This window comes from Sorangium sp. So ce185 (assembly GCF_051526825.1).
GTDB classification, from domain to species: Bacteria; Myxococcota_A; Polyangia; order Polyangiales; family Polyangiaceae; genus Sorangium; species Sorangium cellulosum_D.
Genome location: NZ_CP150316.1, coordinates 8,336,401 through 8,362,415 on the forward strand (window position 1 = coordinate 8,336,401; position 26,015 = coordinate 8,362,415).

Sequence of the window (26,015 nt, forward strand, 5' to 3'; positions counted from 1 at the left end):
TCCTACGTGCGACGCCCGCTCGACCGCAATGGACGACGGCCCTCGGCGCCGGCGAGATGCCGGAAAGATCCCGGGCGCGCCGGTCGAGCCGCGCGCCGGGACGGCGCCGCCGCGCCATTTCCGGTCTCGCTAGATGGACGCCAGATCGGCGTCGGCCATCGCCGCGAGGAACTGCGCGCCGAGCCCCTCCGGCCGGCCGCGCGCATCGCCGATGCCGGGCGGCTGCACGGGGGGCGGCGCCGCCTGGGCGTGCGCAACGGCGGGAGGCGCCGGCGCGAGCAGCGCGGGCGAGGCCGGAGGCGCGCTCGAGGGGGCGGGGCGGCGCGCGGGCGCGGCAGCGGCGGCGGCCGGCGCTCGCCCGGCGTCGAACGGCGTCGCCGCGAAGGCGATGGCCTTCGCCGCCTCCTCGGCGCTGAGCGCGCTCGTCTCCCCGAGCACCTCGCGGGCGCCGTGCCGCGCGGGCGAGGGCGCCGCCGCGCGCGGCGCGGCGGCCGGCAGCGACGCCGCCGGCGCGGCAGGGCGAGGCGCAGCCGCGCGCGCAGGCTCGGAGGGCGCGCGGCGCGCCCCGAACGGCGTCGCGGCGGAGGCGGCCGCCCTGGCCACCTCCGCGAGGCTGAGCTGGCTGGTCCCCCCGAGCACGGCGGTCTCGCCGGGCGGCGCGGTCTCGCCGCGAGGCGCGGTCTCGCCACGAGGCGCGCTCTCCCCGCGCGGAGCAGCCCCCGCGACCGGGGCCGTCTCCGCCGGCGCATCGCTCTCGCGCGCGCGCGGCGCCGGCACCTCGGAGCGATGCGCGGCAGCGGCAGCGGGCGCAGCCGGCGGCGCGGCGCCCGAGCGCGCCGCGCGGGCCGGAGCGCGCCACGGGTCGAACGGCGTCACCGGCGCCGCGACCACCCTGGCCGCCTCCTCGAGGCTCAGGTGGCTCGTGCCCTCCAGCGCGCCGCCCCTGTCGCCTCGCTGCGACGCCGCCGCGGGCGGCGCGGCGCCCGCGGCGGACGCGCCGCCCGCGCCGAACGGATCGGCCCACGCCACCGGCTGCCCCGGGAGCTCCACGCCCGCGAGCACGCGCAGCGACGCGAGCTCCGCGGCCTCCACGGGCAGATGGCCGCGCCACACGACGGAGCAGCAGCGCCGATCCACGTCGACGTGCACGGTGTCGGCGCGGAGCGCGATCGGCTCTCCGGCCCGCGGCGCCGCGCCCTGCCCCCGGTAGAGCCGCGCGGCGCCGCGCGCCTCCGGCAGCTGCGTCCGGAGCTTCGGCCGCTGCGCGATCATGCCGCCGAGCACGATCCACTCGTCGCCGCGCAGCGCGCCGAGGCGCTGGTCTGCCGGCGCCGCCTGGAAGTAGCTCGCGTCGAGCCCCTCGGGGATGTCGAGCCAGAGGCCCGCGAGGCGGCGCGCGTCGACGCCGCCGAGCAGCCGGCTGCGCGGCGGCGACGCGCGGGAGAGCGGCCCCATGCCGTCGATGCGAACGTGGGAGCGACCCGCGCCGACGCGCGCCGAGCCGTCGAGCTGCGCTTGCTTGTCGATGCGGACCTGGCCGCCCTGCACCACCGTGAGCCGGACCATGACCTCCGGCGACGAGAACGCCGGCGGCAGCTCCGCGTGGCCGGTCACCACGACGTCGCACTGCGCGCGGTACGGCGCGAGGTCGCCCGCGGTGCGAAGCGCGCGGCCCGACGGATCCGGCTGCTCGTCCGGCGCGATCGGCTCCGGCTTCGCGAGGGACATGCGCCCCTCGGGGACGAGCGCGAACGTCGCCTTCACGACGACGGTGACATGGAGCTGGCCGCGCAGGAGCCAGGCGACCGTCGCCGCCTCGGCAGGACCGAGGGGGGTGATCGCGACGTGCTGCGTGGAGGGGCTCATCGACGCTCGACGCAGCATGCCTCACGCCCCCCCGGGCATCCAGTGACGAGTCGCGCCCCGGCCCGGGTCGTTCGCGAGGCGATCGACGGCTGCTCGGGCCGCCAGCTGACCCCGACCCGGGCTCAAGCGTATTCATAGGTTTTCCTCATGCGGAGGGTTCAGTACTCTCCGGGCGACCTTGGGTCGTTGCTGGCGAGTCCCGAGGCTCGCCGAGGTTCTTGACGTGGTCGGGTCCAGCCTGACCAGCGAGGTGTTCTTCATGAAGAGCTTGTCCGCGATCGGTGCTTCTCCTGGAAGCGAATGGAGGCGCGGGGACGCGCTGGTGGGTCGTGAGAGCGAGCCGAGTCAGGCCCGGTCGTCCGGGGTCTCTGGCAAGCTCGTGTCCGTCGATGGAGGCCCACGGCTGGCGGGGCGCTCCCATCGGCGCGTTGCGCGCGTCACCTTCGTTCTGCTGGCGCTCCTCGCGAGCGCGTGCTCCAGCGAGGACGCACCCCCGGGTACGAGCGGCGATCAAGGCCCCGGATCGGGCAGCGGCGGCGCCGGCGGCGATGGCGGCACCGGCCCCGGCTCGGGCACCGGCGGCGACGGCGGCACCGGCGGCGACGGCGGCGCCGGAGGCGACGGCGGTACCGGCGGCGACGGCGGTACCGGCGGCGACGGCGGCGCCGACCCGGATACCTCGATGCCCCCCAGCAAGAACCCGCAGTTCAGCTGGTTCGAGTACGAGGGCAAGGACCCGGTCTATCAGGAGTTCACCGCGGGGGAAGGCGAGTACTCGAACCCGATCCTGACAGGGTTCTACCCAGATCCCAGCCTCTGCCGGGTCGGGGAGGACTACTACCTCGTCAACTCGTCCTTCTCCTACTTCCCCGGCGTCCCCATCTTCCACAGCCGCGATCTCGTCCACTGGACGCAGCTCGGGCACGTGCTCGACCGCCCCTCGCAGCTCGACCTCGAAAGCCAGGCGATCTCCGAGGGCATCTTCGCGCCGTCGATCCGGCACCACGACGGCGTGTTCTACATGGTCACCACGCTCGTCGGCGGCGGCGGCAACTTCTTCGTGACCGCCACCGATCCGGCGGGGCCGTGGTCGGACCCCACCTGGCTCAACAGCGTCGACGGGATCGACCCCTCCTTCTTCTTCGACGACGACGGCAAGGCCTACGTCGTCAACAACGGCCCGCCGGCTGGCGCGTCGCTCTACGACGGCCACCGAGCGCTCTGGATCCAGGAGTTCGACGTGGCGACGCAGAAGATGGTCGGCCCGCGCTCGGTGATCGTCGACGGCGGCGTCGACATCTCGAAGAAGCCGATCTGGATCGAGGGCCCCCACATCTTCAAGGTGGATGGAACCTACTACCTGATCGCCGCCGAGGGCGGCACAGGCGATCAGCACTCCGAGGTGGTGTTCCGCAGCGCGTCGGCGACCGGCCCGTACGAGCCCTACACGGGCAATCCGATCCTCACGCAACGCCACCTCGATCGCAACCGGCCTTTCCCGGTGACCTCGACCGGCCACGCCGACTTCGTTCAGCTGCCGAACGGCGACTGGTGGTCCGTCTTTCTGGGCACCCGGCCCTACGAGGGCGATCTCTACAACACGGGCCGCGAGACGTTCCTGATGCCCGTCCGGTGGGTCGACGGCTGGCCGGTCATCACGGCAGGCACGGAGACGGTGCCCTACGTGCACGACGTCCCAGCCCTGCCGCCGCAGCCGGCGCCGGCCACCCCGACCAGCGGCAACTTCACGTACCGGGATGAGTTCGACGGCGACGAGCTCGCCCCGGCCTGGAACTTCATCCGCACGCCCGTCGAGCAATGGCACGATCTCACCGCGTCGCCCGGGTGGCTGACCTTGAAGGCGCGCGCGGCCCACCTCGGGCGGCGCGAGCGACCGTCGTTCGTCGGCCGGCGGCAGCAGCACGGCTGGGCCTCCGCCTCCACGGCCATGAAGTACCTGCCGGAAGCGCCCGGGGACGCGGCGGGGCTCGTCGCGTTCCAGAACGACGACTTCTATTACTTCCTCGGCGTCACGCTGGCGGATGGCAAGCCGGTCGTCCAGCTGGAGAAGAAGGCCGGGAGCACCGCGAACGGCGAACCCCAGGTGATCGCCTCGGCGCCGCTCGATCTCTCCGCAGGCGCGCCCATCCACCTCAAGATCGAGGCGCAGGGCGCCGCCTACAGCTTCTCCTACGCGCGTGAGCCCGGCGCGTGGGTCAGCCTCCTGGAAGAGGTCGACGGGAAGATCCTGAGCACGCAGCAGGCCGGCGGCTTCGTCGGGACCTACATCGGCCTCTACGCCTACACGGAGCAGCCGTGAGGCGAGCGGATGTGCTCCCTGGCGCGCCTGCCTGAAGGGGTCGCGCGGCGCCGGCGGCCTCCGAGGGAGCCGCCGCCGGCCTCGACGGCATCGCGGTCGACCGGCCCGGACGCTCCTCCGGGCCTGTGCTAGACCGCCGCCCCGCATGCGCATCGCGCTCGTCTATCCGCCGACCTGCGACCCCACCGCGCCGTACCTCGCGGTGCCGATGCTGACCGGCTTCCTCCGCGCGAACGGCGTGGAGGTGCTGCCCATCGACGCGAACGTCGAGGCGTTCGACGCCCTCCTCACCCAGGACCGCATGGCGGGGCTCCTCGACCGGCTCGAGGCGCGCCTCGGCGAGCTCGACCGGCGCGCGGCGCTCCCGCACGCCGAGCAGCTCGAGTACCTGGCCCTCGCCCGCGCGCGCGGCGACGCGCACGCCGTCCCGGGCGCGGTCGAGGGCGCCAAGGCCGCGCTCCGCTCCGCCGATACTTTCTACGACCCGGACGCCTACGCCCGCGCGGTCGCGACGATCGAGGCGGCGCTCGGCGTCGTGTCCGCCACGCACCACCCGCTCAAGCTCGACTTCACGGCGTACCGGACGCCGTTCGGCCTGATGTCGATGGACGAGATCGCCCGGTCGAGCCGCCCGGAGCACGATCCGTTCGACGCCTGGGTGCAGCAGGTCCTCGTGCCCCGGCTCCGCGACGCGCGCGCCGACGTCGTGGGTCTCTCCGTGTGCTTCCCCGGCCAGCTCCAGCCCGCATACGCGTTCGCGCGCAAGATCAAGGAGGCGCTGCCGGGCGTGCACGTCACGTGCGGCGGCCCCGGCGTCACGCAGCTGCTCCTCCGGCTCTCGGGCGAGCGGCTCGCGCGCGCCCTCGGCCCGTTCGACTCGGCGTGCCTCTTCGAGGGCGAGCACACCCTGCTCGCGCTCGCGCGCGCCCTCGACGAGGGCCGGCCGCTGCGCGACGTGCCGAACGTCGTGGCGCGCGACCGGCTGATGGGCGCGCGCTGGACGCCCGGCCACGGCATGGAGGACCTCAAGGCGCTCCCGGCGCCGGACTTCGACGGGCTCCCGGTCGGCGCGTACCTCGCGCCGACGCTGGTGCTCCCGTACGACCCGACGCGGGGCTGCTACTGGGGCAAGTGCACGTTCTGCCATTACGGGCTCGCGGAGGTCGGCACCGCGGCGTACCGCGAGCGCGCCGTCGAGACGATCGTGGCGCACCTCGGGGCGCTCGCCGCGCGGCACGGCACCCGCCACTTCTACCTGTCGCAGGACTCGGTCGCGCCGAAGACGCTCGTGAAGATGTCGCAGGCGATCCTCGACGCCGGGCTCGACGTGCGGTGGGCGACCGACCTCAAGCCGGAGAAGTACCTCACGCAGGAGCGCGCGGACGTGCTGCGCCGCGCGGGCGCCGTCGCCTGCGCGCTCGGCGTCGAGTCGGCGTCGCCGCGGGTCCTCGGCCTCATCGACAAGGGCGCGCCGGTCGAGGTCGTCTCCGACGTCATCGATCACCTCGCGTCCGCGGGCGTGGCCGCCGAGGCGATGTGCTTCACGGACTTCCCCACCGAGACGCACGCCGAGGCCGTCGAGACGCTCGATTTCCTGCGCGAGCGGCGGGAGGCGCTCGCGGTGTACATCGTCGGCGAGTTCGGGCTGACGCACGGCTCGCTGGTCGCGCAGGCGCCGGAGCGCTTCGGCATCGACGAGGTGTTCGAGCTGGAGGGCGACGAGCTCGGGCTCGGCCTGTTCTTCGTCCCGCGGGAGCCGTGGAAGACCGACGCCGAGCGCGCCGACGTCGACGAGCGGCTCGCCGACCTGTCGCGCGGCTGGACGCTGCGCAGCTATCCGTGGGCCGGCGCGGTGTCGACGGCGCACACGATCCTCCAGTACGACCGCTTCGGGCCGGGCGTCTTCCGGGAGCGCGCGGCGCGGCGCGCCGAGGGCGGCGTGCCCGGCGCGACGGCCCTCGAGCGCGGGCTGCGCTTCGATCCGCGCGCGGCCGAGCAGGCGGAGGCGCGCGAGGCGGAGATCTGGGCGACGCTCGTCCACGAGGAGCGGCGCGTGGGGCGCGACGCGTACGAGCGGCTCGCGCGCTCGCTGCCGCCGCTCCGGCCGAAGCCGGTGCGCGTCAGGTTCGTCGCGGGCGCCGCGCCGGCCGTGACGTCGGGGCGGCGGCCGTCGCACGCGGCCAGCGCGGCGCGCTGAGCGAGCTTCGTCGTGACGCCGGGCCTGTCCGCGTCCCGGACAGTGCTCGTCGAGATCGTCGACGCGTGGGTGAACGTAGCGCATCCACGCGCAGCAGAATCCGAAGTCGTTGGGCACATATCATGTGCCGTAACACACGGGCACGGCAATCCAAGCTGGACGCGGGACGAGGTGATCCTCGCACTAGAAATCCATGAGGCCAAAATTAAGATTTTTGGGAACGCGAGCCTAGCGACCGAATGAGGTCGACGAGGAGGGGTTCGCTTTCATCGCGTTCGTTGGCGGCTCATTCGGAGCGTTGGGCGCGCCAGCAGTGAGGAGCCACACGAGGATAGCGTGAACGCCCTCCTCTTTCTCCGTCCCATCCCTGCCCCCTGGGTGCCTCCGGGGGTGTCCACGGAAGCGGGGAAGAACCAGACGGCGCCGGCGATGTCCAACGTCCAGCACAGAGGGCGTATTGGATGGGGACGCTTGAGCTTCAGATCGGTGACCGCATGGCGGTCGCACGCGCCGGTCAAGCGGCGGCGCGCCGTCTGCCCTCATTAGGGCACCACCCCTGCAGGTCGCTGCCGCCTAGTCTCGCCCACCCCCTTGCCGACCTGCAGGTCGCTGCCGCCTGGTCTCGCCCACCCCCTTGCCGACCTGCAGGTCGCTGCCGCCTGGTCTCGCCCACCCCCTTGCCGACCTGCAGGTCGCTGCCGCCTGGTCTCGCCCACCCCCTTGCCGACCTGCAGGTCGCTGCCGCCTGGTCTCGCCCACCCCCTTGCCGACCTGCAGGTCGCTGCCGCCTGGTCTCGCCCCGGTGGCACCGGAGGCGCGAGCAAGCTTGGGCCGAACGTCGAGCCCGCCGCTCGCATCGGCTCACGATTTCGTGATCCCGGCGCCCGCCTCCGAACATAGCTGCAGCAGACCATGATCAGCGCGACCTTGGCCGACCACCCTGCGCGCGCGGAGGCGGCGCGCGACGCGGCCATGACGGCGCACGCGGAGCGCGCCGAGCAGGGCGCGCCGCCGCCCTCCGCGGAGCGCTACCGCGCGATGGTCCCTCATCGCCCGGCCTCACGACCGGGCAAGAGAACATAGGATCTACCAATGCACAGGCGAGGGCACCTGCTGAACTTGTGTCACGCCGCTCAGCTGTCTTCCTGGCTCAGGTCGGTTTGCTCTCCAGGCGTCGTGGAGCTTCACCGGATGTGGCTCCGAGGAGCCCTTGCAGGGTCCGGTTGGAGCCGACCATCCCCTCGCCGCCAGCGAGCCCGTCGCCGAGGAGAGGAGGGGCTGCCCATCGGCGAGCTCCAGCGGATCGCGTGCGGCACAAGGCGGCACAATCTGTCAATTGTGAACGTCGTTGCCATGGCGCGTGGGAGCACGAGTATCAAGTGTGACCGTGGTATTGCGCAGAAAATCGAATGGCGCGTTTGTTGCTGAGTGGCCACGCATTTGAGTGGCCACGCATCTCAAGGAGGCGATCGATCATGGGAAGACAATTGAATTCGCGCGACCAATGGATCTTGAGCGCCGGCATCCTCGCCGGCCTGTGGCTGACGGCTGGGTGCCAGATCGATATCAAGGGGTCGCCAGGCGCAGAAGCGGCAGGCGGCGCGGGCGGTCAGGGCGGCGCGGGCGGTCAGGGCGGCGCGGGCGGTCAGGGCGGCGCGGCGGTGACGTGCGATTCGCGGCCGGGCAACCACGACGACGCCTGTCCTGCGGACACGCCATGCGCGATCACGCTCGACGTGGAAGTGACCTGCACCGAGTCCAATTTTGCGTTCGGCGGAGTGATGGCCGCGCCGGCGGCGGGCGCGACGTACCTCGTGGCGCTCGGCAACGACCCGACGCGGCTGTTCGAGCTCGACAAGGAGGGGGCGACGCAACGCGATCTCGACATGGAGGCCATTTACATGCACGTGGCGCTCTCGCCGGATGGCGAGGCGTACGCCGCAGCGGATGAGACGCAGGCCGGCCCAGGCGCCTATCCCGGCGGTCTCGTGTTCCTGCCGCTCGCCGGCGGCGCGACCGAGGAGCAGCCGGTGTTCGACCCCGAGGACAAGGCCGTGCCGGTGTACGGCTTCGCGATGGATTCCCGGGGCGAGCCGCACATCTGGTTCGCTGCGGACGGGCCCGACCGCTTCGTCCACGCGACGCGCGCGCCGAGCGGCGCCTGGGACCTCGTGCCGGCGAGCCGGCCGAGCCGCAGCGACTGGACCCATTTCGGCCTCGCGCCGGACGGCGCGCCGCTGGCCTTTGGGTTCGCCGAGGCGGATTCGTTGAGCTGGCAGCTCAAGGTGCTCGATGGCACCACGGAGCGGAGCCTCGGCGCTCCGGTCGCCGGATATCGGCCGCTCGACTACGGCGTCATCGCGCCGCCGCAGCCCGCCGGGGAAGCGATGGTTCCGCGCGTTGCCGCGGTCGTGCAGCACCCCGACGGGCTGCGGCTGGCGAGCGCCGCCGAGGGCGCCGGCTTCGACGAGATCGCGATCCCCGGAACCGCGACACCGACGCTCGAATGTTCGCGCGGCTTGGAGCCCGCGGACTCCAGCGCGCCCACCGGCGGCTGCCCGGCCGAATGCCACGACGTGACCTCGGGGCTCGGGTGGTCGGCCTTCTCGGCCGCGCGCACGAGCGACGGCGACGTATGGATCGCGGTCGTGATCAGCCATATCGACTGGACGATCGACTACGAGGTGCAGAACATCAACGGATCGCTCATGTGCGCCGGCGACGTCGCGGTGGACGAAAGCCGGGGCGAGCTGCGCCTCGTGCGCGTGCCGTCGGCCGGAGGCGCCCCGGAGGTCACGCTGGCGCTGCCGCTCCCCGCGCTCGGGAACAACGGCTACATCGAGTCGAGCCGGGATCAGCCGCTCGTCCACGCTTCCGCGTTCGGCGCGGAGCTCACCGTCGCGGTGCGCACGCAGGCGTCTCCCATGGGGCCCTACACGGCGCGCGCCCTGCGCATCGACACCTCGCTCCTTGCCCCTGTCGCGCCAGGCGACTGAGACGCGCGCCGCCCCCTCTGCCATCCTCGCCCGCGGGCTGTGCGTGGTCCCATGCAGCATCCGGTTGACCGGACGGAGGTGGGGCTCTGGGGCCCAGCGCGCAGCGTCCGGAGCAGGAGATGCCCGGCGAGGCGCGCGCGAGAGGTCGTCATGCCGGCGGGAGGCCAGACAAAGGCGCGGCGGTGGGCCGGGGTGACCGGTGGTGGTCGCGTGTGGGGGGGGCTCGTTTCATTTCGCCCGTCGCGTGTCACACTTTGCGCGCCCCGGGTCATTCAGAGTTCGATGAGCTGCCACATGGACGAATGTTCGATCCGCTCGCGCTCCCCCCTCGCCGATCCGGACCTCCGCCGGACCCTCACGGACTTCGTGAGGCGGCGCATGTCCGGGGCCGACGTCGAGGACGTGGTGCAGACCGTGCTCTGCGAGGCGCTCACGGCGAAAGCCTGCCCCGAAGAGCCCGCGGAGTTCAGGTGCTGGCTGCTCGGAATCGCTCGCCACAAGGTGGCCCGCCACCTCCGGCGATCGGCCCGCGAGAGCGTCGCAGAGCTGCCGGAGGTGCCGGTCGCGCCGCCGCCGATCGAGGCACGCGAGCTCGCGCGCTGGGCCGAACGGCAGGCCGCCGCGTCGACGCGCGACGCGGAGCAGACGCTCGACTGGATGGCGCGCGAGGGTGAAGGGGAGAAGCTCGAGAGCATCGCTGCAGCGGAGCATGTCCCGGCGGCCCGCGTGCGGCAGCGGGTGTCGCGCATGCGCCGCTGGATGCGAGAGCGCTGGCTCGCGGAGCTCGCAGCTGTGGCAGCGCTTTCGCTCCTCGCCCTCCTCGTCGCGCGCCTCCTCCGGCGGCCGAAAGAGGAGATCGCGTTCCGCCCCGAGCCGGTGCCGTCGCGCCTCGAGGTTCCGTCGTCAGCGCCGATCGATTCGCTCTCGCCGGGCTCGTCGGACCAGCAGAAGATGCCGGAGCAAAGAGCGCCTGAACGAACGCCTGTTGCCCCGAGCCCGACGTCGCAGGTGGTCCCCGCGCCGAAGCCCAGGCAGACGCCCGCATCGAGACCCCGAGCCCAGCGGGAGGTAACGCCGCTGGACACCGCGCGCCAGCTGCGCGCCCAGGCGCTCTGGGCGTGCGAAGTGGGCTACTTCCAGCCCTGTCTCACGCAGCTGGACGAGGCGGCGCGGCTCGATCCGGCAGGCGACCGCGCGCCGGAGGTGCAGGGGGCGCGCGAGCGGACGCACGAGGCGCTCGGCGTACAGGGCGGGTCGAGCGATCCGCGCCCCACGCCCCCCCCGAAGGCGGCGCCGGAGGCGGCGACCCCGCGGTCGCTGACGCCGAACGGCTCGCCCTTGCCGGGCTCGTTGGACCAGCAGAAGATGCCGGAGCAAAAGGCGCCTGCGCGAACGCACGTCGCCCCCGGCCCGACGTCGAACGTGATCCCCGCGCCGACGCCCACGTTGACGCCCGCATCGATACCCCCGGCCCGGCCGGCAGCGCCTTCGGTCCCCCCCGAGTCGTCCAGGAAGTGAGCCGGTAGCCGGCGGGTCGCGTGCTCGTGTCCGCCGATCTGCCGCGGCCCGCGATCGCGATGCTGCGGGCGGCGCGCGAGGTCGATGCGTGAGGCGGACGACAGGCCGGGGTCGAATGACCACACGCTCCACGCCAGACTGGCGTCGACATCAATGCACTCAAAAACGGCCCCAATCCACGCAGGGAGACTCGAATCCATGATGAAGCGCGATGAACACCCGCACCCGTCCACGCGCCCGCGCGCCCTCCGATACGTGCTGCCCGGTCTGCTCGCCGCGGCGCTCTCCGCGTGCGCCGCGCCCGCGCCACCCCCGGCGGCCGCAGAGGCCGCGGCCGGCTCGAACGCGCCCGCCGCTGCGTCATCCAGCGATGCGGCCGCGCCCAGTGCGGCCGCGCCCAGTGCGGCCGCGCCCAGTGCGGCCGCGCCCAGTGCGGCCGCGCCCAGTGCGGCCGCGTCATCTGGTGGCGCGGCCGCCCAGGTGGCGCCGAGTGACCCGTACGCCCAGAGCGCGAAGCACCAGGATGACCCATGGACCGAGGAGCCCGTATCCTTCGACCCGGCGACCCTCCCGCTCCCAGCGCCCCCTGCGGGGCTGTCCCCACCGCCTCTGGAATGCTCGGCCCTGGTGCGCAGGACGCCGTCGGCGGACGCCGGCGCGCCCGCCTGCGCGACGCGACAGAAGACGCTCGCCGCCCTCGCCGCCGCGCTCTCCGCGCCGAGCGCGTCCGAGCGCGGCGCGAAGCTCGCGGCGCTCGAGGGGTGCGCCGGCCTGCCCGCCGGCGTCGTGCGAGCGCTGCGCGCGGAGCTCGCGCCTCCGGCCTGCGCCGAAGCGCTGGTTGTGCCGATGCTCGCCGCACCTCCGCAGGGGATGAGCCGCGCGATTTACCTGACCCTCTATGGCCATGCGCTCGCATCCAGGGTATCCCGCGTGGCGCCCCATTTGCCGCCGCTCGACCTCAGAGCGAGCCCCACCCGAGAGGACGTGACGCGCCTCGCGCAGACCCTGACGCCGGAGTGGGAGGCGCAAAAGGCCCTTCTGGACGAGCTCGGGGCACAGGTGCTCTCGATGCCGGCTTCCTACGGCCGCACCATCGCTGCGTCTGCGCTGGCGGAAGTGTCGCTAACGACGGTTGACGACGTGGTGATGTGGGTGGCCGGCCCATCGACGAAAATCGGCAGGGCTGAGATGGGTCTCTTCAATACCTATTCCCGCGGTCGGTATGCCTTGTATAAACCGCTGGTGGACCAGGCCGTCCATGCCTACCTGGTAAGCTTCCGCGACTTCGCTGCGCTCGGCGTGCTCGACGACTATCGCGCCAACCGGGGCGGGATATTCATGCGCAAAACGCAGCCCTACTGCCTGATGAGCATCTTTTTCGACACCTCCTCGGCATTGATGCCGTATCCGCCGCTCCGGAAGGCCGCCCCCCCGTCGCCCCCGCGGAGGATCGCGCCCGATGGGACGTTCCCGCGGAGGAGCTGGCCCGCCGGGGCGCTGTCCCCGCCGTTCGGGTGGATATCTTCCCTGGCGTTGAACACCATGCCTCCCGAGCTTGCCCTGAAGCTACCACCGCCCCCGCCTGCGTCACCGGGCTCCACCAACGAGCGGCTCGCCGGCTTGCTGCCGACGTTCTATGCGGGGCTGCTGCTCGAGCCGTCGCTCGCCCGCCAGCCTGCGTTCTTGCGGGCGCTGATGGACAAAGGGCTTCCGGCGCCGCACCGCGCGGCCCTCGAGGCGGCCGATCTGCCGGCCGACGTGGTGTGGCTCCACGCGCAAGCGCGGTTGCTGCTGGGGCTGCAGTGGATGCGCGCGTCGGACATCGAGCGCGCGATCTCGCTCGCCAGCTCGCTGCCACGATCGCACAAGGTGGATCTCTTCCTCGCGACGGCGACCGCGCTTCGACACGCCCCGGACTACCCGAAGGCGTGGACGCCGAAGGCGTGGGTGCACGATCCACGCCCTCTCCCCGCGGGGTTCGGCGACACAAGGGCGCTCGCGGCCATCGTCGAGGCGGTTCCCAAGGCGCCCTACGCGGGCGAGGCCCTCTACAACCTCGCGCTCGTGAAAGAAGCCGTCTCGTCGATGGACATCCTCGAGTCCCCTGCCTTCAAGCAGGAGCAGTCCAAGCGTTACCGCGACGCGGCCACGCTGCTGCCGGACCCGTGGCGGCAGAAGGCGTTGGAGCGCGCATACAACGTGGAGCGCTTCGTCAAGCCCATCCCAAGGAAGGAAAAGGGGATTTTATTTTAGAAACCGGATCGACCAGGTGGATGGCGCGATCTCCATGCTGCCGGGACATCTTGAAGCGAACGGTCGCACTGAGACGTGCATTTCCGATCGGACCGGGCACAAGTCGAGCCGTCAGATCCACCGCTACAAACGCGCCGCGCGCAAGGTCGCTGAGCTCGGCCTGGGCGACTTCGCCCCCCTGGATGAGGCACTGAGCTTTCCAGCCACCGCTCCTCTCCGACCGGGAAATCTCTGACGGGACTGTCCCGCGGGGGCGAACCGTCGCGATTCGTCGGATCCCCGGGGATTTTGGGAGGGAGCGACCACGGATCGCACCCCCTCCGGAGGCATTGGCCCAACCCGGGCCCAAGAGTCAAGCCCCGGGCCTGGGGAGCTCGCCGTGACCGATCCGTCGCCTCGGGCGGCCGTGGTCGCCTCACTCGCCAGCACCCTGAGCCGCGCCGTCGCCCTCGGGGATGAGGTGGCGGTCCGGGTCGTTCACGATGCGATCGGTCAGCTGCTCGGGCTGCCGGTGGCACCGGAGGGGTGAGCTGGCTTCGGCCGAACGTCGAGCCCTCCGCTCGCGTCGACTCGCTGCCGGAGCCTTGCCGCTCGCCAGTCGAGCACGACGTCGAGGAGGACGACGAGCCCGAGGCAGCGTTCTGTGCCTTCGCCGTCTCGGGACGAGAGCCGCGCCACACGTCGTCGCCCCGCAATGGCTCCGCGGGCTCTCGCCGTCCTTTCCGAGCGCGCTCGCGTTCCGAGCGCGCTCGCGTACGACAAGCCGCTGTGCGCTGCGCTCGATGGCTTCACCTTGCACGCAGCGACGCGCGCCGGTGCGCACCATGCCGTGGCGAGGGAGGCGCTGCTGCGTTACGTGCTGCGACCCCCGCTCGCAAAGGAGCGCGTCGAGCCGCAGCAGGACGGCCTGGTGCGGCTCTCGCTCAAGCGCGCCTTCGCTGACGGGACTGTCGCGGTGGACATGGATCCGCTCTCGCTCTTGTGCCGCCTCGCGGCCAGCGTTCCGCCGCCGCGCTTTCACACCGTCAAGTACGCGGGGGTGCTCGCCTCAGCGAGTCCATGGCGCAAGCGCATCGGACCGCGCCCTGCGAAGCCACAAGAGCCTACCAAGGCGGACGATGACGCCGCTCCGAAATGCAAGCGTGGCGGCTATCGGGCGGTCGACAAACCGCGCCGAGCTCTTGCGCCGCACATTTGCGATCGATGTCCTCGAGTGCCCAACTTGCAAGGGGCGGATGAAGCTCGTCGCCATGGTGACCGAGCCCCGGAACATCGCCCGCTTCCTCTCCGCGCTCGGCGAGCCGACCGATGTTCCAGCACGCTCTCCCGACCGGGGGCCACCGTACTGGAAAAGCACCGTTCTGCGCCGCAGGGCGCCCGGTGACGCCGCATAGCGTCTCGCGACGCGCCTCCCGGGCCAGACCAACGCCCGGACGGACACGTGTGCCCACGGCACGCCGATGCGCCCCGTAGCACGCTCGGCGCCGGCCGGACCACGCTCTTTCGACCCAGGACCGAGCCATCACGACGCTCGCGGTCCCACCCTTTCGGTTTGCTGCGCTATACTTCTTCGCGCTGCGATCCGGCTTCTTTTACCTACGCTGACGCTCACGGCATCTGGCGCGCTCCACGCCGCGTGCTCACGACCGGCGCCGGGACGTCGGCGCCCCGTCGCGTGCGCTCTTCAGCCGGTCAATCAACACCTGCAGCTTCCTCGGGACGTGCACTCGGCTCGGATAGTAGAGGTGGAAGCCGGGAAAGACCGCGGCGTAGCCCTTCAGCAGCTCCACGAGCGCCCCGCTCTCCAGGTGCTCCTCAACGGACTCGCGGATGACGTGGGCGAGGCCGAGGCCATCGCGCGCGGCGCGCACCATCACATCGAGGTCGTTCACAATGAGACGGCCGTTGACCGCGATCGCGAGGTCGCGGCCGTCCTCCACGAACTCCCAGCGGTAGACGGCGCCGCTCGTGACGCGCCGGTAACGGATGCAGTCGTGGCGGAGGAGGTCGCGCGGGCGGCGCGGGCGGCCGCGCGCGGCCAGGTACGACGGCGCGCCGACGACGGCGGTGCGGAGGTTGCCGCCCATCTTCACGGCGATCATGTCCTGCTCCAGGGTCTCACCGAGGCGCACGCCGGCGTCGAAGCCCGCGGCGACGATGTTCACGAGGCCGTCGTCGACGAAGACCTCGAGCGTCAGGCCCGGGTTCTCGGAGAGGAGCGGCGCGAGCAGCGGCTCGAGCAGCATGGAGCAGGCGAACTTCGGCACGTTCAGGCGCAGCGTGCCGACGGGGCGCTCGGCCGCATCACCCGCCGAGGCCATCGCGTCCTCGACGACGGCGACGGCCGGGCGCACGCGCTCGAGGAAGCGCTCGCCGGCCTCGGTGAGGGCGACGCTGCGGGTGGTGCGGTGCAGGAGGCGCGCGCCGAGGCGCTCCTCGAGCAGCTTGACCGCCTGGCTCACCGCCGAGGGCGTGACGCCGAGGTGGGCAGCAGCGGCGGTGAAGCTCCGGCGCTCGGCGACGGCGAGGAAGGCCGAGAGGCCAGAGAAGGGGTCGTCCATCGTCCACTCCGTCGTGCAGCCGTGATCCAGGGAATTTTTAAGCGCCGCTTCAAGACCTATACACGATTCCACGGTGGTCCGGGAGGACCGCGCCCCGTACGTTCTCCTCGTCGCGGCGAGGCGGACGACGCCGCGAAGCAGGAGGAGCGCTGCAGCCGGCGGCACGCCACAGGCCTGTCGCCGAGGTCGTCCACGAGCTCGGAAGGAGCCAGCAACATGACCAAGACATGGTTCGTGACGGGAGCCGCCCGCGGCATCGGCGCCGCGATCGTGAAGGCTGTACTCGACGCCGGCGACCGCGTCGTCGCGACCGGACGTGACCCTCGGAAGATCGAGCAGGCATTCGGCGGCGCGGGATCGGACCGGCTCCTCGCGCTGCCGCTGGACGTCAGCCAGGAGGCCCAGGCGCGCTCCGCCGTGAACGCCGCCGTCGAGCGGTTCGGCAGGATTGACGTGCTCGTCAACAACGCGGCATACGCCCACCTTGGGGTGTTCGAGGAGAGCCCCCTCGACGAGGTCCGCAGGCAGCTCGACACCAACGTCTTCGGCCTCATGGCCGTGACGCAGGCGGTGATCCCCGGCATGCGCCGGCAACGCAGCGGGCGCATCTTCAACATCTCCTCGATCGCCGGGCTCAAGGGCGGCTTCGGCGGGTCGCTCTACAACACCAGCAAGTTCGCGGTCGAGGGGTTCTCGCAGTGCATCGCCGAGGAGCTCGCCCCCTTCGGCGTCCACGTCACGGTCGTCTCGCCTGGTTTCTTCCGCACGGATTTCCTCGATGCGAGCTCCGTGAAGTACTCCGGATCCGCCATCGGCGACTACGCGAAGATGATGGCGGATTTCCGCGCATTCCTGGACGACCGCAACCACGAACAGGTGGGTGATCCGGCGAAGCTCGCCGGCGTAATTCTTCACCTCGCGCGGGTCGAGGAGCCGCCGGTGTCGTTCGTGGCGGGGTCCGATGCCGTCGCGTTCGCGACGGGCGTCATCGAGCGGCAGAAGGCCGAACTCGATTCGTGGCGAGATCTCTCGGTGAGCACCGACGGCGACTGGTAGCGCCGCAGGGAATCTCCCGCCGCCTCGCACGGCGAGCGCGGAGCCGCCTGAGCGGCGCTACTTCGCCCACAAAACAGAGAGGTCGAGCTCGATCGCATCGAATGGCGCCGCCGGGCCAGGCGCCGATCCCGATCGGTGACGCCGCGGGCCCTTCACCGCCGACGGCGCAATGGCGGAGGGTGCCCCGTTGGGCCACACCGGGGCCACCCTCGGCGGCGAAACAGGCGAAAACTAACAAGATTGCTGCTGTTCCGGCGATCGCTCGCCATCGCCCGGTTGTTCTGGCGGGATTTCTGACCCGTGATGCTAGGCCAGCTGTCGGATCCCGCGGAGCCGGTGCGCTTCGCGCCGTCAGCGGCGGTGGCTCACCTCGACGAGCACGCCGCCCGGCGCCCGCGTGTAGAACGCCGGCCCGCCGCGGACATCCCGCAGCGGCGACACGTTCTCCGCGTTCGCCTCCCTCATCCGGTCATACGCCTCCTGGACCGCCGCCTCGCTCTCGAGCAGGAAGCCCACGTGGAACTGGGCCGGATAGCTGGTCGGGTCCCCGGCGCGCAGCCGGCTGATCACGAGCGTGAAGCCGGCCTCGTCCTGCAGGATGGCGAGGGCGTCGCGCCCCTTCTCCCGCTGGCATCGGAAGCCGAAGAACCGCTCGAAGAACTCGCTGGTCTCTCGGACGTCGGGTACGCACAGATCGAGGTGGTTAAGATGCATGTCGGGTCCTTTCAGGGGGTTGAAAGGTCGGGACCCACCATGCGCGACCCGTCCGGCGCCGGCGTGTGCCGGCGCGCGTTCCCGCAGGATGCTGGTGATGGATGTGCTCGCCCATGGATGCCCCGACCAGGCGCAGCGCAGACTGCGTCCTGCTCGTCGTGGGTCCTGGCGCGCTGGTGCGTCGGACAGAGCTCCCTTGCGGAAGCGACCGGGCTCACCGAACCGGTCCGCCTTTTTCGACGCCCTTAGGAAAGCGCAGGGTGGCAGGTGCGTCAAGCCGGACGTACGGAACAACGCGGGTCAGGGAGCTCGCGGTCGACGCTCGGGCCCGAACGCCAGGGCGGTCGCCGTCACCTGCGCCCGAGCCTGAGATGGGCTCACGTCGGCTCCCGCCAGTTCTCCAGAACCAGGGGGTAACCGGCGGATTGAACACGGCGGTAGTCCGACGTGTTGCCTGTCACGAGCGGCATCCCATGATGAATCGCGGTCGCGGCGATCATCGTATCCGGTACGCCGATCGGCGTGCCGGTCCTCTGCAGATCGGCCAGGATGCGGCCAGCGAGCTCGGCCGCAGTCGCGTCAAGGAGCAACACCTCGCTCCGATGCGCCATCTCCAGGAACCGCCTCGTCTTCTCCTCTGCCTGCCGCAGCGAGTAGCCAGCCACGACCTCCATGACAGAGATCACGGAGAACGTGAACTGGCCATGGAAGCCGATGTACGAGCGCGCGCGCGCCACGACAGCCGGGCTCTTGGCCTTGGTGATCTCGGACAGGATGTCCGTGTCAAGGAGCGCCTTTCTCACCCGCTTCCTCCACGTCGCGCAACCTGGAGGAGCGACGATTCTCCCGGACGACCTCCATCATGGCGTCGACCGCCTCGGGGTCGTCGGCGAAGAGCCCGATCAGGGACGGCGCTGCCTCTGCCTCGCGTGATAGATCCTCGCTCGCGGATCCATCCGCGAGCTCATGAACCACGCGTTCGATGAGCCGAAGCCGCTCCTGGACCGGCAGGCCCTGGATCTCCTGGAAAATTCGCTCCACGTCGGTCATCGGTCGACCTCCTGGTCAAGCCCGCCGAGGCCCAGCGTAGCGCGACCCCGGTGCGTACAGGTCGGTCCCGTGGTGCGCAGAGAGGCCCGCCTGGCGGCTGGCGAGCGGGCGCCCGTCAGCGCCCGCATCCTCTCCCGGTGCGTGGAGGTGGACTCCCCTCGGCACCTACACCGCCGCCGCCCCGCCCCCGCCGGCCGCCTGCGCGCGCGCCCGCTTGCGGACCTGGATCTCCGGCGACTCCGCCACCGCCATCCCCACGAGGCGCATGCCCTCGAGGAAGTGCCGCACCCCGGTGCGGACCAGATCCGGGCTTGCCGACCCGACGTCGGGGTAGCCTCGCCCCTCCGCGTCGGGCTGCACCTTGCCCCAGTTCGCGAACAGCCGCCCCCACGGGCTCTCCAGCACGGGCGCCATCTTCTCCTTCGCGTACCGCGGGTACCAGAACATGTCGTGGTACGTGACCGACGCCACGTAGGCCCACGGCGCGAGCCAGGTCTTGAGCGACCACTCCACCGGCTTCTTCAGCGGCCCCCAGTAGATGCGGTGCTGGTTGCGCGAGGCGAACGTCATCTCCTTGAACGGCCCGTCGAAGTTCCAGTTCTCGTTCGCCGCGTCCAGGTCGCCCACGAGCTCGATGTCGCGCACGTCGCCCGTCCCGAGGCCGAGATCGTGCGCGAGGCGCACGAACTTGCAGTCGCGCATCGGGTCGAACCCCATCAGCTTCGCCGCCACCGCGTCGATCGCCACCTGGTCCGCCGACGCGAGCAGCACGTTCTTCACGTGCGGCACCATACAGCGCGGCCCGGGGCCGTCGCCCGCGAAGGTGCCGTCCATCACCGCGAAGACCCCGCGGTGGATCTTCTTCTGGATCATCAGGAGGTCCACGAGCGTCTCGTGGATCACCGGGTGCGTCCAGTGCCGGTGCTCGTTCAGCAGGCCGCCGAACGCGTTCTTCATCGCGCCCGTGGTCGTCGTGAAGATGTGCGTCTTCACCGTGGGCAGGTGGATGATGTTCTCCCCGATGAAGCGCTTCGGGATCGAGAACCCCTTCGGGTACACGTCGTTCAGACAGAGGAACTTCTTCCGGAGATCCCCGACCGCGTCCCCGATCGGGATCCACTCCTCCCCCTCGTAGAGGTGGACGTTGCGCAGGCCTTGCGCCTGCACCACGTCGATCTGCTTGTTCTCGCGCTCGCCGAGGTGGGCGTCGATCACGACCGTGCGGTTGTGGCACGCGTGGATCAGGTCCTTCGAGTACCCGTCCTTCGTCATCGCCCGGATGACGCCCTCCAGCTGCCAGGGCGTCGTGGACGAGCTCGGGTAGAAGAAGTGCCAGGAAATGTTCACCTTGAGCGCCGTGTCGGCGTCCTTGGCGACCACATCCTGGTAACCGGCCAGGTTCATCAGCCGGTGGTAGTCCGAGAGCACCGTCGCAGGGGACGTGCGGATCACAGCAACCTTGGATTTCGGCATGGCCGGGTCGTTATAGCTCGTCCCGAGTCGCCCGATCCGGGAAGTTGTGGGGCGTCCCCGTGGAGCCTCCGTGCAGCGCGGGCGCGAGCAGCGCGGCGCGGCGCGGCGCGCGCCCGGATCTGCGCCCGCACAGGTGTCACGGTCGGGGCATCATGCCCCACGGCAGAGGTAGCCGCGCGGGCCCCAGGACGGAAGCGGCGGCGCCGAGCTCGGCGCCGCGCCGCCGCGCCCGCACAGAACCCCGGGAAACACGCCTCGGACCGGTCGCTGCCGCCCATCGGCACGGGGGCTGCAATCAACCTCAAACAGAATCACGTTGAGGTCGTCCCCACGAACACAACGGGTCGACCCCTGAGACCCCTTGGAGGACATCATGCTCGGCTGGACTGTCACCTTCTTCATCATCGCGATCATCGCTGCCATCTTCGGGTTCGGCGGTATCGCCGCGAGCGCCGCGTCCATCGCGAAGATCCTGTTCGTCGCGTTCCTGGTGCTCGCCGTCATCTCGCTCGCGCTGGGGCGCCGCGTCCCGTCGTGATCCGCCGCGCCCCGGCGCGATCCAAGGAAAGGTGGAGCCATGAAGAACGCTTCGCAGCAATCAAGCGGTGAGCCCGCCCGGCCCGGCGCGCCGCAGGTGAGCCCTCCCGGCGAGAAGCCGGAGAACCCAGGCTCGCCTGGCCGGACCTCACCGGACCGCGAGATCCAGCTCCCCGGGACGGAGCGGCCCGGCGGGGATCCGGCGCCGAGGACGCACCAGCCCGAGGTGCCGGCGCCCACGCACACGCCCGAGGTCCCCGACCCGTCCCCCTACGAGGTCCCGCGCCACGACTTCCCGCGCGCGTAGGACCGGGCCGCAGCAGGCCGCACGCGCCCGCCGTCCAGCCGACGGCGGGCGCGCGCGCGTGGCGGATAGCGCCTCGACCGCCGGCTGGACAGCCGTCGCATCCTCGGGGAGATCTGCATGAGGCCGTCGGGTCTCCCCGGATTTGTCGGTTCGACGGTCTCCCAGAGCTGCGGTCCCGCCCGCCATCCCTAGCTGATCCCCATGCCCGACCCGCCCACCCATCCTCCCGTGCCCAGCGCAGCCGTCCCGCACCGGCAGGGCCGCTTCCGCCGGGCGCTCGCCCGCGCGGCCTCCGTGACGGCCAGCGTGATCGGCCTGGGGGGCGTCTTCATCGCGGCGGTCGGGGTCGGCGCGGTCGTCCACCTGAACACCGCCGCGACCCGCAACCTGACACGGCAGCTCGTCAACGACGTCCTGCGCTCGAGCCTGGAAGGGCAGATCGAGATCGCGCGGATCGACCGCCTCGGCCTCTTCGCGACCGATGTCTCCACGGTGACGGTGCGCCACCCCAGCGGGACGGAGCTCCTGCGCGTGAGCGGCGTCCACGCCGAGTTCAACGCGCTCTCGATCGTGAGAGAGCTCCTGCTCGGCGACGGCGACCTCGCCATCACGATCCCGCTCGTCCGGGTCGCCGACGCGGACGTCCTGCTCGATCAGGACGAGCAGGGCGCGCTCACCCTCGCCGAGGCGTTCACGCCGAAGCCGTCCGAGGAGCCGCCCGCCGAGGAGGGGCGCCCGCTCCGCCTCGAGCTCTCGCGCGTCGTCCTCGATCGCGCCGCGGTCCACGGCACGGTCGCCCCCGGGAGCCCGATCGACGCGACGATCGAGGACCTCGCCGGCGGCATCGTCGTCGCGGACCGGAGCCGGTACGCGCTCGAGCGCGTGCGCATCGCCGAGCAGCGCCTCCTGCCGGTCCCCATCGAGGTGACCCGCGTCTCCGGGGACGTCGACGTCCCCACGGACGCGCCCATGGCGCTCACCGCGAAGCTCGAGGGGAGCGTCGGCGCGATCCCGCTCACGGCCGAGGGGACGCTGAAGGACGAGCGCCTCTCGGCGCGGGTCGCGTCGCCGCGCGTGACCCCCGAGGCGGTCCTCGCGATCGACCCGAGCGCGCCGCTCGCGCGGCCGATCTCGGTCCTGGTCACGGCGGACGGGGCGCTCTCGGACCTCGCCGTGACGGCGCGCGTCGCGGTCCTCGATCCGCTCGTCACCGACGACGCGGTGACCGGCGAGATCACCGCCCGCGCCCGGCTGGACGCGCTCAATCCGAAGCGCATCACGGCCGAGATCCGGATCGCCGAGCTCGACCCGCGCGCCTTCGCCGGGGCGGCCCCGGCCGCGCGGGTGAGCGCGGAGGCCCGCGGGGAGATCCACCTCGACGACGAGGGCGGCCCGCGCGTGGTCGCCGAGGCGAAGACGGAGCCGTTCCTCGTCGTGGGGCAGCGCGTGCCGGCGACCGAGGCGCGCGCGACCTTCGAGCGCGGCGCGCTGCGCGCCGCCGCGACGATCCACGAGCCCGGCGCGCCCATCGAGGCCACCGTCGCCCTCTCCAAGGAAGGGGAGATCCAGTTCGAGGCGCAGAGCGAGATCCCGTCCCTCGGCGCCGTGCAGCACGTCCCGAGCGGCATCCACGGCAGCGCCGCGCTGCACGTCGAGGGCGCGCTCAAGAACGACGAGCTCGACGCCAAGGCGACCGTGCGCGTCGCCGGGCTCCGCGTCGCGTCGGATCTGCGGCTCGGGCGCGGCGAGGTCCGGGCCAAGGCCAGAGGTCCCCTCGACAAGCTCACGGTCGAGGGCACGTTCCGGGGCGCGGATCTCCGCGCGCAGCAGTACGCGTTCAGCAGCGTCGCGGCGAGCGTCGCGGGGCCCGTCACCGCGCCGCGCGTGCGCGCGTCGCTGGCCAGCGCGGAGCGCCGGATCTCGGCCTCGGCCGATCTCGACATCGAGCGGAGCGAGGCGCGGCGGATCCGCGTGGAGGTGGCGCGCGGCGAGGACGAGATGACCGCGCAGGCGGCGCGCGTCGCGTGGGACCGCGGGATCGCCCTCCGCGGGCTCGAGCTGCGCGGCGACGGCGTGGGCGAGCTCGAGGGGAACCTGTCGCTCGTCGGGGACGAGGTCGAGGGCGACCTCCGCGGCACCGCGATCCACCTCGAGCGCATCGCCGAGATCGCCGGGGTGCCGCTCGGGGTCGGGGGCCTCGCCAACATCGACGTGTCGATGCACGGCCGGGGCAAGCGCCGCGCGGGGCACGCGCTCATCGAGCTCGAGGACGGCTCCCTCCCGGGCGTGGCGCCGCGGCTGTCGATGAACATGACCGCGCGCGTCGAGGGCGAGGCGCTGAAGGCCGACGGGCTGGTCCGGCTGATCGCGCCGCCCGAGCCCCCTCAGGCCCGCTCGCGGGAGGCCCTGCGCCAGGGCGCGACGCCGGGCGAGCCGTCGGCCACGGTCGGCGACCTGGCGCGGCGGCCGAGGACGCCGCCGCCCCCGGTGTGCCAGGGCGCGATCGCGCGGGTGCTGATCGACGGGGACGCGAAGGCGCTGCGCGGGCCGCTGCTCTCGGGGCGCACCTGGGAGACGGTCACCGGCTCGGCGCGCATGGACGCCGACGCGTGGCAGCTCGGGTGCCTGGCCCAGGCGTCGCCGGTCCAGCTCGCCCTGAGCGAGCTCGCGGGCCGGCTCACCGCGCGCCTCGCGGTGGCGCGCGAGGCGGGAGAGCGGCTCCCGTCGGTGCGGAGCCTCTTGATCCGCACCGAGGGCCTGCGCGCGGCGGGGCCCATCGACGAGACGACGGGCGCGCCGGCGTGGGTGTCGAGGAAGCTCGACGCGCGGATCGCCGGCGATCTCGACGCGAAGACAGGCGACGCGCACGTCACGCTGTCGGTGTTCGACCGCCAGCTCGTGGCGGAGCTCTCGGCCGCGATCGACGCCGATCTCCCGGCGCTCATGGCGGATCCGGCCGCGGCGCTCCCGCGGATGCCGGTCGCGGCGCACCTCAGCGTGCCGCGCCGCCGGCTCAACGATCTCGCCGAGCTGGCCGCCCTCGGCAAGAGGACCCCGGTGCTCTCCGGCTCCGCGGGCCTCGACGTGTACTTCGCGGGGACGATGGCCGATCCCCGGCTCGTGGCCCGCGCGACCGCGACGAACGTGGGCGGCAACGGGGGCCGCTCGCCGCTCGGCAAGCTCCGGCTCGACACGCTGCTCGTCTACGACGGGCGCGACGCCGCGCTCGACGCGTTCGCGTTCCGCGGCTCGCGCACGTACATGACGGCGAAGGCGAAGGTCGGCGCGAGCGCCGCCGCCTTCCTGGGCGGCGCGGGGGGCGGTCCGCTCCTCAGCAAGGGCAGCCTCGAGGCGAAGATCGCGGACCTGCCGCTCTCGGAGATCCCCGTCCTCGCCGACATGCAGATCGGCGGTCAGGCGCGCGGCGAGGTCGCCGTGCGGGGCCTGTTCGAGGCCGCCCCCGAGGTCGAGGCGCGCCTCCAGTTCCCGGGTCTCTCGCTCGGCCCCGACGTGCGGTACGAGACCGCCGAGGTGTCGCTCGACATCGCGCCGCCGGGCGGCGCCGGGCGCACCGCGGCGGTGGCGAACGTGCGCCTCGTGGGGCGCGACGGCGGCCGGCTCGAGGCCAAGGCGGAGGCGCCGATGAGGTGGGAGGCGAACGCGATCCCGACGCTCACGGACGACGAGAACGCCAAGGTGTCGCTCGCGGTCGATCGCTTCCGCCTGGCGGCGCTGGAGCCGTTCGTCCAGGGCTCGGTGAACCGGCTCGACGGCACGCTCGACGGCGAGGTGCGGCTCGGGCTCGGCGCGCAGGCGGGCTTCTCCGGCCAGATGCGGCTCACCGATGGCCTGGTCCACGTGGCCACGATCGGCCAGCCGTTCGAGAACGCCTCGTTCCGCGTCACGGCGAGCCCCTCCGGCGAGCTTCGCATCGACGACATCCGCGCCGAGGCCGGCAGCGGCCAGGTCCGCGGCAAGGCGACGCTCCAGATGGAGGGGTTCGCGTTCCGGAGCGCCCGCGCCGAGCTCGAGATCCCGGAGGGCCGTGATCTCCCGATCGCGCTGGAGGGCGTCCCCATGGGCGACGCGCGCGGCCGTGTGGTGCTCGCGGCGGAGAGCCGGGACGAGCAGATCGTCGTCCGCGTCGACGTGCCCACGCTCAACCTGAAGCTGCCGCCCACGATCGGGCGGAGCGTGCAGCCGCTCGACGAGAACGAGGACATCGTCACGTCGGCGCCGCTCAGCCGGGAAGAGTACGAAGCGCGGCGGGCGCCGGCCGAGCCGACCGAGGAGGCGAAGAAGCGCGAGGGCGGCACGCCGCTGCTCATGGACGTGCGCCTCGGCAGGATCGGCGTCGAGGGCGACATGGTGCAGGCCTCGCTGTCCGGCGATCCGGAGCACCCGATCCGGATCAAGGTCGCGGGGGAGACCCAGATCGAGGGCAACGTGAAGATCCTCTCGGGCAAGCTCGAGGTGATCGGCAAGGAGTTCGAGATCGAGCCCGGCGTCGTCGCGCTGCAGGGGGATCCCTCGAACCCGTACCTGAACGTGACGGCCTTCCACGACACGCCGGAGGGGACCCGCATCTACATCGACTACGAGGGGAAGCTGAACCCGATCACCGAGGAGAAGGTCACCTTCCGTTCGGAGCCCGCGCGCCCGGAGAACGAGGTGATCGCGGAGCTCCTGCTCGGCAAGCAGTACGCGGAAGGGACGCTGGCGGGCGGCACGTCCACCGAGGAGCCCGGCTCGGGCGGCGGCAGCAACGCGGCCGGCGGGGTCGCGGCCGGCGTGGGCACGGGGCTCGCGTCGGCGCAGATCAACATGATCCTGCGGAGCATCGGCCCGCTCCAGAATTTCGAGACGCAGCTGGACACGACGGACCAGGGCGCGCTGAAGACCACGGTGGGCTACCAGCTCGGGCAGCGGGTGACCGCGAGCGCGAGCTACGAGGCGGGGCCGACGGGGGGGGAGGGGCAGGGGGCCGGCTCCCCGAGCAGCCCCGCCGCCGCGCGAGCCCGCACCGAGGTGAGCCTCGAGTGGCGGTTCCGCCGGGACTGGTCGTTGCGGGCCGGGATGGCGACGGGCGAGAGCCCGGCGACGACGCTCGACCTGCTCTGGAAGCACCGGTACTGAGCGCGATCCGGCGCGGGGCGCGCGCCTCGCG

Annotated in this window: 16 protein-coding genes; 10 read left to right on the forward strand and 6 right to left on the reverse strand. The window is 72.2% G+C overall.

Translation table 11 applies throughout. The features are described from left to right. Positions 1 to 129 precede the first annotated feature (129 nt). Positions 130 to 1,866 carry a DUF2169 domain-containing protein gene (locus WMF26_RS30565; RefSeq protein WP_437995571.1) on the reverse strand — a complete coding sequence of 579 codons (1,737 nt, stop codon included), beginning with the start codon at positions 1,864 to 1,866 and terminating at the stop codon, positions 130 to 132. Positions 1,867 to 2,089: 223 nt separating this feature from the next. Between WMF26_RS30565 and WMF26_RS30570 the strand changes: the two genes are divergently transcribed. The 6 genes from WMF26_RS30570 to WMF26_RS30595 all read left to right on the forward strand — a co-directional run bounded on the left by WMF26_RS30570 (position 2,090) and on the right by WMF26_RS30595 (position 14,534). Further along, positions 2,090 to 4,186 (forward strand): glycoside hydrolase family 43 protein, encoded by a 2,097-nt coding sequence (locus WMF26_RS30570; RefSeq protein ID WP_437995572.1) that lies wholly within the window; start codon positions 2,090 to 2,092, stop codon positions 4,184 to 4,186. Positions 4,187 to 4,331: 145 nt separating this feature from the next. Next, positions 4,332 to 6,383: a B12-binding domain-containing radical SAM protein gene (locus WMF26_RS30575; protein ID WP_437995573.1), complete on the forward strand. Its 2,052-nt coding sequence runs from the start codon at positions 4,332 to 4,334 to the stop codon at positions 6,381 to 6,383. A gap of 1,475 nt (positions 6,384 to 7,858) precedes the next feature. Beyond that, on the forward strand, positions 7,859 to 9,379 hold the full coding sequence (locus WMF26_RS30580; RefSeq protein WP_437995574.1) for a hypothetical protein: 1,521 nt from the start codon (positions 7,859 to 7,861) through the stop codon (positions 9,377 to 9,379). A gap of 294 nt (positions 9,380 to 9,673) precedes the next feature. Next, positions 9,674 to 10,897 carry a sigma factor gene (locus WMF26_RS30585; RefSeq protein WP_437995575.1) on the forward strand — a complete coding sequence of 408 codons (1,224 nt, stop codon included), beginning with the start codon at positions 9,674 to 9,676 and terminating at the stop codon, positions 10,895 to 10,897. Positions 10,898 to 11,524: 627 nt separating this feature from the next. Next, positions 11,525 to 13,150, forward strand: a complete 1,626-nt coding sequence (locus WMF26_RS30590) for a hypothetical protein (RefSeq protein ID WP_437995576.1) — start codon at positions 11,525 to 11,527, stop codon at positions 13,148 to 13,150. A 694-nt stretch (positions 13,151 to 13,844) separates the two neighbouring features. Next, positions 13,845 to 14,534, forward strand: a complete 690-nt coding sequence (locus tag WMF26_RS30595; RefSeq protein ID WP_437995577.1) for a transposase — start codon at positions 13,845 to 13,847, stop codon at positions 14,532 to 14,534. 256 nt (positions 14,535 to 14,790) lie between these two features. Here WMF26_RS30595 and WMF26_RS30600 read toward each other — a convergent pair whose 3' ends face one another. Further along, positions 14,791 to 15,711 carry a LysR family transcriptional regulator gene (locus WMF26_RS30600; protein ID WP_437995578.1) on the reverse strand — a complete coding sequence of 307 codons (921 nt, stop codon included), beginning with the start codon at positions 15,709 to 15,711 and terminating at the stop codon, positions 14,791 to 14,793. A gap of 216 nt (positions 15,712 to 15,927) precedes the next feature. Here WMF26_RS30600 and WMF26_RS30605 point away from each other — a divergent pair, with 216 nt between their 5' ends. Further along, the gene (locus WMF26_RS30605; RefSeq protein WP_437995579.1) at positions 15,928 to 16,767 is read left to right on the forward strand and encodes an SDR family NAD(P)-dependent oxidoreductase; all 840 of its coding nucleotides are present in this window, start codon (positions 15,928 to 15,930) and stop codon (positions 16,765 to 16,767) included. Between the two features lie 351 nt (positions 16,768 to 17,118). Here the strand turns inward: WMF26_RS30605 and WMF26_RS30610 are convergent, their stop codons facing one another. From WMF26_RS30610 to WMF26_RS30625, 4 genes are all read right to left on the reverse strand, one after another. Continuing rightward, on the reverse strand, positions 17,119 to 17,481 hold the full coding sequence (locus WMF26_RS30610; RefSeq protein WP_020738022.1) for a VOC family protein: 363 nt from the start codon (positions 17,479 to 17,481) through the stop codon (positions 17,119 to 17,121). 377 nt (positions 17,482 to 17,858) lie between these two features. After that, positions 17,859 to 18,284: a type II toxin-antitoxin system VapC family toxin gene (locus tag WMF26_RS30615; RefSeq protein WP_437995580.1), complete on the reverse strand. Its 426-nt coding sequence runs from the start codon at positions 18,282 to 18,284 to the stop codon at positions 17,859 to 17,861. Further along, positions 18,265 to 18,531, reverse strand: a complete 267-nt coding sequence (locus tag WMF26_RS30620) for a hypothetical protein (RefSeq protein ID WP_437995581.1) — start codon at positions 18,529 to 18,531, stop codon at positions 18,265 to 18,267. The genes WMF26_RS30615 and WMF26_RS30620 overlap by 20 nt, the downstream gene beginning before the upstream one ends. A 165-nt stretch (positions 18,532 to 18,696) precedes the next feature. Then, the gene (locus WMF26_RS30625) at positions 18,697 to 20,004 is read right to left on the reverse strand and encodes a DUF362 domain-containing protein (RefSeq protein ID WP_437995582.1); all 1,308 of its coding nucleotides are present in this window, start codon (positions 20,002 to 20,004) and stop codon (positions 18,697 to 18,699) included. Between the two features lie 373 nt (positions 20,005 to 20,377). On the opposite strand from WMF26_RS30625, the gene WMF26_RS30630 reads away from it, so the two are divergent. The 3 genes from WMF26_RS30630 (at position 20,378) to WMF26_RS30640 (ending at position 25,984) form a co-directional block, all read left to right on the forward strand. After that, a complete protein-coding gene (locus WMF26_RS30630) occupies positions 20,378 to 20,542 on the forward strand; it encodes a DUF1328 family protein (RefSeq protein ID WP_044988936.1) in 165 nt (54 codons plus the stop codon). A 39-nt stretch (positions 20,543 to 20,581) separates the two neighbouring features. After that, on the forward strand, positions 20,582 to 20,848 hold the full coding sequence (locus WMF26_RS30635) for a hypothetical protein (RefSeq protein WP_061626598.1): 267 nt from the start codon (positions 20,582 to 20,584) through the stop codon (positions 20,846 to 20,848). A 201-nt stretch (positions 20,849 to 21,049) separates the two neighbouring features. Continuing rightward, positions 21,050 to 25,984, forward strand: a complete 4,935-nt coding sequence (locus WMF26_RS30640; protein ID WP_437995583.1) for a translocation/assembly module TamB domain-containing protein — start codon at positions 21,050 to 21,052, stop codon at positions 25,982 to 25,984. The last annotated feature ends 31 nt before the right edge of the window (positions 25,985 to 26,015 follow it).